This window comes from Deltaproteobacteria bacterium (assembly GCA_009930495.1).
Classification (GTDB): domain Bacteria; phylum Desulfobacterota; class Desulfovibrionia; order Desulfovibrionales; family Desulfomicrobiaceae; genus Desulfomicrobium.
Genome location: RZYB01000097.1, coordinates 1 through 10,425 on the forward strand (window position 1 = coordinate 1; position 10,425 = coordinate 10,425).

General features: G+C 67.4%; 7 protein-coding genes. All 7 read left to right on the forward strand.

All coding sequences use genetic code 11. The annotated features are described in order from the left end of the window. On the forward strand, positions 1-887 hold an 887-nt coding region (locus EOL86_08985; protein ID NCD25710.1), incomplete at its 5' end, for an efflux RND transporter periplasmic adaptor subunit. A gap of 3 nt (positions 888-890) precedes the next feature. Then, positions 891-4,028 (forward strand): multidrug efflux RND transporter permease subunit, encoded by a 3,138-nt coding sequence (locus tag EOL86_08990; GenBank protein ID NCD25711.1) that lies wholly within the window; start codon positions 891-893, stop codon positions 4,026-4,028. Positions 4,029-4,126: 98 nt separating this feature from the next. Beyond that, on the forward strand, positions 4,127-4,975 hold the full coding sequence (locus tag EOL86_08995) for a 3-hydroxyacyl-CoA dehydrogenase family protein (protein ID NCD25712.1): 849 nt from the start codon (positions 4,127-4,129) through the stop codon (positions 4,973-4,975). 49 nt (positions 4,976-5,024) lie between these two features. After that, the gene (locus tag EOL86_09000; protein ID NCD25713.1) at positions 5,025-5,270 is read left to right on the forward strand and encodes an acyl carrier protein; all 246 of its coding nucleotides are present in this window, start codon (positions 5,025-5,027) and stop codon (positions 5,268-5,270) included. Then, the gene (locus EOL86_09005) at positions 5,260-6,411 is read left to right on the forward strand and encodes an acyl-CoA dehydrogenase (protein ID NCD25714.1); all 1,152 of its coding nucleotides are present in this window, start codon (positions 5,260-5,262) and stop codon (positions 6,409-6,411) included. The genes EOL86_09000 and EOL86_09005 overlap by 11 nt, the downstream gene beginning before the upstream one ends. Continuing rightward, the gene (locus EOL86_09010; GenBank protein NCD25715.1) at positions 6,404-7,432 is read left to right on the forward strand and encodes an HAD-IIIC family phosphatase; all 1,029 of its coding nucleotides are present in this window, start codon (positions 6,404-6,406) and stop codon (positions 7,430-7,432) included. Before EOL86_09005 ends, EOL86_09010 begins: the two co-directional genes overlap by 8 nt. 30 nt (positions 7,433-7,462) lie before the next feature. Then, a partial coding sequence (locus EOL86_09015) for an acyltransferase domain-containing protein (protein NCD25716.1) occupies positions 7,463-10,425 on the forward strand: 2,963 nt, incomplete at its 3' end.

Sequence of the window (10,425 nt, forward strand, 5' to 3'; positions counted from 1 at the left end):
ATCCCGCGCCCTATCAGGCCGTGGTCGATCAGGCGGTCGGCCGCGTGACCAGCATCCGCGCCCGGCTGGCCAACGCCAAGCGCGATTTGGACCGGGCGGAGCCGCTGGCCGCGCGCAAGTCCATCAGCGAGCGGGACCGGGATCTGGCGCGGACGGAGTTCGAATCGGCCAAGGCCGGACTGGCCGAGGCCGAGGCAGCCTTGCGCGCGGCGCGCATCGATCTGGAATTGACCAAGGTCAAGGCGCCCATCACCGGGTTTGCGAGCATGGCCCTGCAAAACGAAGGCAGCCTGATCAGCCCCGGCGCGCCCGACAGCCTGCTGACCACCATCCACGACGTCGACACGGTCCAGGTCGTCTTCCCGGTGTCCGACACCCAGGTCCGGCGCATCCAGAGCCATCTGGCCAGCGGCCGCGCGGTCATGGACAAAACCATCGCGGCCACGCTGTCCATCGACGCCGGGCAGACCTATCCCCACGCCGGGACCATGGTCTTCGGCAATCCGGTCATCAGCCGCGAAACCGGCTGCATGCTTGCCAAGGCGCGTTTTCCCAATCCGGACAAGGCGCTGTTGCCGGGACAGGTCGTCCGCGTCACCCTCGACATTCTGACCTTCACGGACGCCATTGCCGTGCCCGATCATGCCGTGCTCCAAAGCCGGGACGGCGCGGCGGTCGTTGTTCTGTCCGACGATGACATTGTCTCGTTTCAGCCCATCGAGGTCTTGGCCCGCGTCGGGCGCTCCGTTCTCGTGGCTTCCGGTCTGCGTGGCGACGAGCGGATCGTGGTCGAGGGCGTGAGCAAGGTCGGGCCGGGCATGAAGGTCGCGCCCCGCGAAGCCGGCGCGGGGGAACAGCCTGCCGGCGAAGCCCGGAAAGAGGGCTAGGGCATGCGCGATGTGTTCTTTCTGCGCCGCCCGGTCCTGGCCATGGTCATTTCATTGGTCATCGTCATCATGGGGGTCCTGGCCCTGCAACGCCTGCCCGTGGCCCAGTACCCCGATCTGGTTCCCCCGGCCGTCTCGGTCACGGCCATCTATCCCGGCGCCAGCCCCGAGGTCATCGCCCAGGTCGTGGCCGCGCCCCTGGAACAGGCCGTGAATGGGGCCAAGGATCTTTTGTATCTGCAGTCCACGTGCTCGGCCAACGGCGTCATGTCCATGACCGCGACCTTCGCCCTGGGCACAGATCCGGAGGTGGCCAGCAGCCGGGTCGGCAACCTCGTCCAGGGCGTCACGGCCAGCCTGCCCGACGAGGTCCGGCGTCTCGGCGTCAGCGTGACCTCGGGCTCGGGTTCATTTTTGCTGATCATCACCCTGTCCAGCCCCGACGGGCGTTACGACAGCCTGTTCCTGAACAACTACGCCGCCCTGAACGTCATCGACCGCCTGAAGCGCGTGCCCGGGGTGGCCGCGGCCGGATCGCTCATTTCCGAAGAATATTCCATGCGCGTCTGGTTCGATCCGGCCAAGCTCGCCGCCTTCGCCCTGACCCCGCAGGATATCGCCCGCGCCATCCAGGAGCAGAACGCCCAGTACGCGGCCGGAACGGTGGGGCTGCAACCCGCGCCGGACGACCTGAAGACGACATGGCTGGTCAGCACCCAGGGCCGCATGGCCACGGCGGAGGAATTCGGGGACATCATCATCCGCGTCGACGACGAGAAGGGCATCATGCGCCTGCGCGACGTGGCCCGCGTCGAGCTCGGCGCGGCCGACTACGGCGTGCGCAGCAAGCTGAACGGTCAGCCCGTGGCCGGCATCAGCATCTCGCTCACGCCCGGCGCCAACGCCCTGCAGACCGCCGAGCGCATCGCGGCGACCATGGACGAGCTGAGCCGCGACTTCCCGCCGGGCATGGAACACGCCATTCCGTACAACGTGACGACTTTCGTGCGCATCTCCATCGAAGAGGTGGTCCGCACCCTGTTCGAGGCCATGGTCCTGGTGGCCCTGGTCATCTTCGTCTTCCTGCAGAACCCACGGGCCACCCTTATTCCGTGCGTGGCCGTGCCCGTGGCCATCGTCGGCACCTTCGCGGGCATGCACCTACTCGGGTTTTCCATCAATACATTAACCTTGTTCGGCATGGTCCTGGCCATCGGCATCGTCGTCGACGACGCCATCGTGGTCCTCGAAAACGTCGAGCGGATCATGCACGATGAGGGCCTTTCCCCGCGCGAGGCGACGTCCAAGGCCATGCGCGAGGTGACCGGGCCGGTCATCGCCATCGTGCTCGTGCTGTGCGCGGTTTTCGTGCCGGTCTCGTTCATGGGCGGCATGACCGGCGAGATGTTCCGGCAGTTCGGCATCACCATCGCCTTGTCCGTGACCATTTCGGGCATCGTGGCCCTGACCCTGTCCCCGGTCATGTGCGCCTGGCTGCTGAAAGCCAAGCACGGGCCCCAGGGCTGGTTCGCGCGTTCCTTTAATTCCGCCTTCGACGCCCTGAACGCCGTCTATCTGGCCGGCGTGCGCCTGATCCTCAAATCCAACATATTGGCCGTCCTGGCCATGTGCGCCCTGGGCTGGGGTACGTGGGCACTGCTGCAGCGCGTGCCCGAGGGACTGGCCCCGGACGAGGACCAGGGCTACGTCATCGCCGTGGCCATGCTGCCCGAAGGCGCGGCCATGCCGCGCACGGACGCCGTGCTGGACACCTTGTCCTCGACCATGCTGCGCGATCCGTCCGTGGATTCGGTCCTGACCATCGCCGGCACGGACCTCCTCGGCGGGACCGGAACCGTGGGCAACGCGGGCGCGGCCTTTGTCATGCTCAAGCCGTGGGACGAACGGACCGCCCCGGAGCAATCGTCACAGGCCATTGCCGGCAAGATCTTCGGGATCGGCGTGACCGACGGCATGCTCGCGGCCTTCAACCCGCCGCCCATCGTCGGCTTGAGCACGGTCGGCGGGCTGGATGGTTTTCTGCAGAACACCGGCGGCGCGTCCATCGAGGACATGGCCACCCAGGCCGCCGTCTTGAGCGCGGCCGCGGCCGAACGGCCCGAGCTGCGCGGGGTGGGTAGCGCCCTTAGTCTCGGCACGCCCAAGATTTTTGTCGATCTCGACGTCGAGAAGGCCAAGCTCATGGGCGTCGAGGTCGGCGACGTGTACCGGACCTTGAGCGCGACCCTGTCCGGCAGCTACATCAACGACTTCACCCTGCACGGCCGGGCCTTCAAGGTCTATCTGCAGGCGGAGCCCGTATTCCGCGCCGGTCCCGAAGACCTCGGCGCCATTTTCGTGCGCAGCCGCGCCGGAGACATGATCCCGCTGGCCAATCTCGTCAGCGTCAAGCCGACCAGCGGCGCCTTCGCCCTGACGCGCTTCAACGGCGTGCCGGCGGCCCGTTTGTCCGGTCAGGCCGCGCCCGGTTACAGCAACCCGCAGGCCATGGCCGCCCTGGAAGATCTGGTCCGCGCCAAGCTGCCCGAAGGCTACGCCCTGGCCTGGAGCGGGTCCTCGTTTCAGGAGAAGGCCGGCGGCGGCACCAACTATTGGGCGCTGGCCCTCGGCCTGGGGCTCGTCTTCCTGATTCTGGCGGCGCAGTACGAAAGCTGGACCTTGCCCACGGCCGTGGTCCTGGCCGTGCCCTTCGCCCTGTTCGGAGCCCTGGCGACCATTTTCGTCGTGGGGTACGCCAATGACATCTATGTCCAGGTGGCCATGGTCACGCTGATCGGACTGGCGGCCAAGAACGCCATCCTCATCGTCGAATTCGCCGCGGTCGAGGTGGCCGCGGGCCGCTCTCCGGCCGAGGCCGCCCTGGAATCGGCGCGGCTGCGGTTCCGGCCGATCATGATGACGTCCCTGGCCTTCATACTGGGCTGCGTGCCCCTGGTCACGTCCTCGGGCGCGGGATCGGGCAGCCGGCATGTGCTCGGCAGCAGCATCATCGGCGGCATGATCGCGGCGACGGTCATCTCGCCGCTGTTCGTGCCCTGGTTTTTCAAGGTGGTCATGAGCATGCGGCGCGTCCGTCCCGTCGCAACCGGGGCCGGGGCGCGTTCCGGTCAGGACGGGTAAACACAGAGCAACCCGGCGCGATCCCCGCTTGGCTTCATGCCGATGGGGGCTGGTCGCGCCGTGGCGTTCGCCCAGGCATGGGCAACGCGGGAGGAAATATGGAGTTTCAACGTATCGGCGTTGTCGGCGCCGGAGTGATGGGCCGGGGCGTGAGTCAGGCCTTGGCCATGCACGGCATGGACGTGCTTTTGGTCGACGTGGACGCGGAAGCGCTCGACGCGGCGCGGGAGGAGATTCGGCAAGGCATGCGCATGCACGGTCTTTTCGGACGTGAAGCGGTCAATGCCGATGAATGCCTGCCGCGCATCCTTTTTTCCACGGACATGAACTGCTTGGCCGAGGCCGATTTCGTGGTCGAGAACATCACCGAGCAGGCGGCCCTGAAGGAGCCGCTCTATCACCGGCTGGACACCATCTGCCGACCGGATACGCGCATCGCGGCCAACACCTCGGTCATTTCCATTACCAAGATCGGCTCATGGACCAAACGGCCGGACAAGATCCTGGGCATGCACTTCATGAACCCGGTGCCGCTCAAGCCCGTGGTCGAGGTCATCCGGGGGCATCACACCAGCGAGGACACCCTGGCCGTGGGCAAGGCCTTCCTCAAGCAGATGAAAAAGCGGGCCGTGGTCGTCAGTGACATGCCGGGCTTCGTTTCCAACCGCGTGCTCATGCTCACGGTCAACGAGGCCATCTGGACCGTGCAGGACAACGTCGCCCGACCCGAGGACGTGGACCGCATCTTTAAATCCTGCTTCGGCCACGCCATGGGGCCGTTGGAAACCGGAGATTTGATCGGGCTGGACACCATCCTGCTGTCTCTGGAAGGTCTGTACGAAAGCTACAACGATCCCAAATTCCGTCCCTGCCCGCTGCTGCGCAAGATGGTCGACGCCGGCCTGCTCGGGCGCAAAAGCGGCAAGGGATTTTACGAGTACGCCTGATCTTTCGGTCACGGAACCGCGAACACCTCAAACGACCAAGGACAAAACCATGAGTCAGGATATCCGCGCAAGCATTCGGGATTTTGTGTTGAAATACGTCAAGGACGACGAACTGGGCGACGACGAGAACATGTTCGAGCTGGGCTACGTCAATTCCCTGTTCGCCATGCAGCTGGTCATGTTCGTGGAAAAGGAGTTCCAGCTGACCATCAGCCGCGAAAACCTGAAGCTGTCCAATTTCCAGTCCATCGACGCCATCGTCGCCCTGGTGGAAGGAGAGGGCCATGACCGTTGACGCGAGCGGAATCGGCCGGGAGATGCGGGCCTGGATCGATGCCCGCGTCCTGGCCCACGCCAACGCCTGGGAAGAGGCCCAGGCCCTGCCGCCGGAAATTCTGGACGAGTTCGCGGCCGAGGGCTGGTTCGGGGCCGGTCTGCCGGGTGAGGTGGGCGGTCTGGAGCTGGACAGCGCGGCCCTGTGCCGGTTCTGCGCCGAGATGGCTCGCGGCAGCGTGTCGCTCTTGAGCCTGTTCACCGTGCACAACATGGCCGCCCAGGCCATCCTGCGCTGGGGCGCGCCCGAGCAGCGCGAGGCCTGGCTGGCTCGGCTGGCTTCGGGCCGGGTGCGGGCCGCCTTTGCCCTGACCGAGCCCGGATTCGGCAGCGACGCGGCCGGCATCCAGTGCCAGGTTCGGCGGCAGGGGAACGGTCTGATCCTGAGCGGGGCCAAGAAATGGATTTCCGGCTCGGTCCACGCCCACCTCTTTCTGGTCATGGCCCGCCTGGGCGAGGAGGGCGTGGTCGCGCTCCTGGTCCCGTCCGACACGCCGGGGCTGACCATCACGCCCATGAAGGATCTGCTTGGTTTTCGCGCCGCCGGCATCGCCCGCCTCGATTTCGCCGAGTGCGTGCTGCCGGCCGCAAGCCTGCTCGGACCCGTGGGCGGCGGCTTCACCTTTGTCGCTTCCCACGCCCTGGACCATGGCCGTTTCACCGTGGGCTGCGGCTGCGTCGGCGTCCTTGAAGCCTGCCTGGAGGCGAGCGTGCTCTACGCCAAGGAACGGACCCAGTTCGGCCAACCCCTGCGCAAGCACCAGCTCGTGCAGGAGATGATCGCCAACATGGCCACGGACCTGGAAGCGGCCAGGGCATTGGTCCTGCACGCCGGGCGCGAGCGCGACGCCATGTCCCCCGATTCCATCATGCTCATCACCACGGCCAAGTATTTCTGTTCCCGCGCCGCCCTGCGCGCCGCGTCCGACGCGGTGCAGATCCACGGCGGCAATGGCTGTTCGCCGGATTATCCGCTCATGCGCTATTACCGCGACGCGAAGATCTGCGAGATCATCGAGGGCAGCTCGCAGATGCAGCAGCTCATGATTTCCAACCACGCCTTCATGCGCCACCGCGCTCCCCGGAGGAAGCGCCATGAGTAAGACCGTCAAATGCCTGGTCTGGGATTTGGACGAGACCCTGTGGGACGGCGTGCTCCTGGAAGGCGGCGGCCAGCGCCTGCGTCCCGGCGCGCGCGAGGTCGTCGAGAGCCTGGACCAGCGGGGCATCCTGCAATCCATCGCCAGTCGCAACGACCACGACCACGCCATGGCCAATCTGTCCCGGCTGGGCCTGGAGGACTATTTTTTGTATCCGCAGATCCATTTCGGCCCCAAGAGCGAGTCCCTGCGGACCATCGCCCAGAAGCTGAACATCGGCCTCAACACCTTCGCCTTCATCGACGACCAGCCCTTCGAGCGCGAGGAAGTGGGCCAGGCCCTGCCCGAGGTGCTGCGTCTGGACGCGGCCGAGCTGACGGCCGTTCCGGAACTGGCGCGCTTTATTCCGCGTTTCGTGACCGAGGATTCGGCCATGCGCCGTCAGCTCTACCTGACGGACCAGAGCCGGGCCAAGGCCGAGGAAAACTTCAGCGGCCCGACCGAGGCCTTTCTGGCCAGTCTGAACATGCGCTTCACCATCGCGCCCGTGGCCGACGGGGATCTGCAGCGGGCCGTGGATCTGACCGAGCGCACCCATCAGTTGAACGCCACGGGCCTGACCTTTGGCCACGACGAGCTGGACGCCCTGCGTTTGTCCCCGGACCACTGGCTTTTGATGAGTTCCCTGGAGGACAAATTCGGGCCATACGGCAAGATCGGTCTGGCCCTGGTGGAGAAGGGCGCCGAGGCCTGGAGGTTGAAGCTTTTGCTCATGTCCTGCCGGGTCATGTCGCGGGGCGTGGGCTCGGTCATGCTCAACCATGTCATCGCCGAGGCGGGACGGGCCGGCAAACGGTTGCAGGCGGAATTCGTCGAGACCGACCGCAACCGGATGATGTACGTGACCTACAAATTCGCCGGCTTCGAGGAAGTGGCCAGGGACGGAGCATGGTCCCTGCTGGAGTACCAGGGCGACGGCCGGGTTGGCTTTCCCTCGTATCTCGATGTGCGCATCCTGGCGTAATTCACCGCGCAAGTATCTGGAGTTCATCGCATGAGCATTTTGACCGTGTTTTCCGGCATCGGCACCCAGTGGTCGGGCATGGGACGGGAATTGATGACCAACGGGGCGTTCGCGGCCGGGCTGCGTGAGTTCGACGCCCCCTTCACCCGGCTGGCCGGCTGGTCCGTGGAAGAGGCGCTCCAGGGCGCGCCCAGGGACATCGCTTCGGCCGGCATCGGCCATCCTTGCGTGCTGGCCGTGGAGTTCGGCCTGTGGCGGGCCTTGCAGGCCAAGGGGTTCGCGCCGGACATGGTCCTTGGACACAGCGGCGGGGAAGTGGCCGCGGCCTGGGCCGCCGGGGCGCTTTCGGCCGAGGACGCGGCCCTGGTCGCGTGGCGGCACAGTCTGCTCTTGGGACAGGCCGCCGGCGGGGCCATGGCCTTTCTCGGCCTGCCCTCCGCCGAGGTCGAAATTTTGCTCGAACCCTGGGCCGGCCGAGCGCAGATCGCGGCCGTCAATTCGCCGCGCGGCACGGTCTGCAGCGGCGATCCGGCAGCCCTGCGCGCGGTGATCGACGCCTGCCCGGCTGGAACCTTTTGCCGGATGCTGACCGTGGACGTGCCCTTTCACAGTGCCGCCCTGGAAGAGCATCTGGACGGATTCAAGGCCGGCCTGACCGGCGTCGCGCCCCGGACGCCCCGGCTGGCCCTGCTTTCCAGCCTGCGCGGGGATTTCGCCCCGGCCACGGATTTCGACGCCGCCTACTGGCGCCGCCACGTGCGCGAACCCGTGCGCTTCGAGGCGGCCGTGCGCCGGGCGCTGGCGGCGGGAGCGCGCCGCGTGGTCGAGATTTCTCCCCACGCCGTGTTGCTGGCCTCGGTGGCCGAAACGGCCACGGCCATGGGCCTGAGCGTGGAAAGCACCGGCGTCATGTGCCGGGACGCGGACAGTGCCGCGACCCTGGCCCAGGCCGTGGAAATTTTGAACTCATGGACCGGCGCGGCAACCGGCGTGGCTGGCGCGCGTGGCGGGGCGCGAGCTGTGACCGGCCGTGACGCCGATGAGCACCGCCGTGTCGCGCAGGCCTGGATCATGGAGGAGCTGGCCGCCTTGCTGCCGGATCGGATGTTTACAGACCACGCGCCCTTCCAGTCCCTGGGCCTGACCTCGCTTCTGGCGGCGCGCCTGTGCGCGGCTCTGGGGCGGCGTCTGGGCCGGCCCGTGCCTGTCTCGGCCGTGTTCAACCATCCGGACGTGGCCAGTCTGGTCGGACATCTGGCGCGCCTTCTGGCCGGATCGGCGTCCGCGACCCAAACCCGCGTCCGGCGCGAGCGCGCCGACGAACCCCTGGCCGTGGTCGGCGCGGCCTGCCGTCTGCCCGGCGGCATCGACGATCTTGAAGGATATTGGAAATTTCTGGCCGAGGGTCGCGACGCCGTGATTCCCGTGCCGGCCGCGCGCTGGGACCGGGAACGGTACTTCGATCCGGACCGGCAGGCTCCGGGCAAGATGTACACCCGCGAGGCGGCCTTTCTCGCTCCGCCCAGCCCGCCCATCGAGGACTTCGACGCCTTTTTCTTCAACATTTCGGCCCGCGAGGCCGTGCAGCTCGACCCGCAGCAGCGCCTGCTCCTGGAACTGAGCTGGCGCGCCTTCGAGCACGCCGGCATCGACCCCCTTGCCTGGCGCGGCCGGGCGGCCGGGGTATTCGTGGCCATGACCAACACCGAGTACAGCCACGCCCACCGCGAATCCTACCTGCGCGAGCGCATCGACGCCTATTCCCTGACCGGCACGACCCTGAGCGGAGCGTGCGGACGCGTGTCCTATTTTTATGGCTTCGAGGGCCCGTGTTTCGTCGTGGACACGGCCTGCTCCTCCGGCATCGTGGCCCTGCACTGCGCCTGCCAGAGCCTGCGCCGGGGCGAATCGGACCTGGCCGTGGTCGCCGGCGTGACACTGATGCTGACCCCGGACCTGCACATTTGCTTTAGCAAGCTCGGAGCCATCAGCCCCGACGGCCGCAGCAAGACCTTCGACGACTCCGCCGACGGTTACGGCCGGGGAGAGGGCGGGGTGACCGTGCTCCTCAAGCGTCTGTCCGACGCCGAGCGCGACGGCGACCGCATCCTGGGCCTGGTGCGCGGCACGGCCATCAATCAGGACGGTAAAAGCAACGGCCTGACCTCGCCCAACGGCCTGGCCCAGCAAAAGGTCATCGCCCAGGCCCTGGCCGACGCCGGGCTTGAACCGCACGACGTGAGCTATGTCGAGGCCCACGGCACGGGCACGGCCCTGGGCGACGCCATCGAGCTGGATTCCCTGGCCGAGGCCTATCGCCCCGAACCGGGCGCGGTGCTGCGCCTGGGCTCGGTCAAGGCCAACATCGGCCATCTCGAACCGGCCGCGGCCCTGGCCGCCCTGGTCAAGGTGCTGCTGTGCATGGAGCATGCGGCCATTCCGGCCAACATCCACGTCAAGACGCCGAACACCCGCTTTGATTGGCGCGGACGGGGGCTGGACGCTCCGACCGCGCTCACGCCGTGGGAGGGGCCGCGCCGGGCCGGCCTGAGCGCCTTCGGCTTTTCCGGCGTGAACGGCCACGCCATCATCGAGGGATACTCCGCCCCGGCCACGAAACCGGCCGAGCCGGACAGCGCGCCGTCGGCCTTTCTGCTGCCGCTGTCGGCCAAGACGCCCGAGGCCCTGCGCGAACTGGCCCAGACCACGGCGGCGCGGGTGGACGCCATGTCGCCCCTGGAGCTGGCCGCCTTGTGCCGGAGCGCGGCCTGCCGGCGGGCCCATTTTTCCTGCCGCGTCGCGGCCGTGGGCCGGACTCCGGCCGAGGTCGCGGAGCAATTGCGCGCGGCTGTTCCGGCCCAGGCCGGAGCCGCGCCGGACAAGCTGGCCCTGCTTTTCACCGGCCAGGGCTCCCAGTATCCGGGCATGGGGCGGGACGTGTACCGGACCTATCCGGTCTTTCGCGACGCCCTGGACGAATGCGCCCGCGTCCT

Bases quoted from the DNA above. Each gene is read 5' to 3' on its own strand.
- EOL86_08995 (NCD25712.1), top strand. From the start codon at position 4,127: ATGGAGTTTCAACGTATCGGCGTTGTCGGCGCCGGAGTGATGGGCCGG.
- EOL86_09005 (NCD25714.1), top strand. From the start codon at position 5,260: ATGACCGTTGACGCGAGCGGAATCGGCCGGGAGATGCGGGCCTGGATC.
- EOL86_09000 (NCD25713.1), top strand. From the start codon at position 5,025: ATGAGTCAGGATATCCGCGCAAGCATTCGGGATTTTGTGTTGAAATAC.
- EOL86_08990 (NCD25711.1), top strand. From the start codon at position 891: ATGCGCGATGTGTTCTTTCTGCGCCGCCCGGTCCTGGCCATGGTCATT.
- EOL86_09010 (NCD25715.1), top strand. From the start codon at position 6,404: ATGAGTAAGACCGTCAAATGCCTGGTCTGGGATTTGGACGAGACCCTG.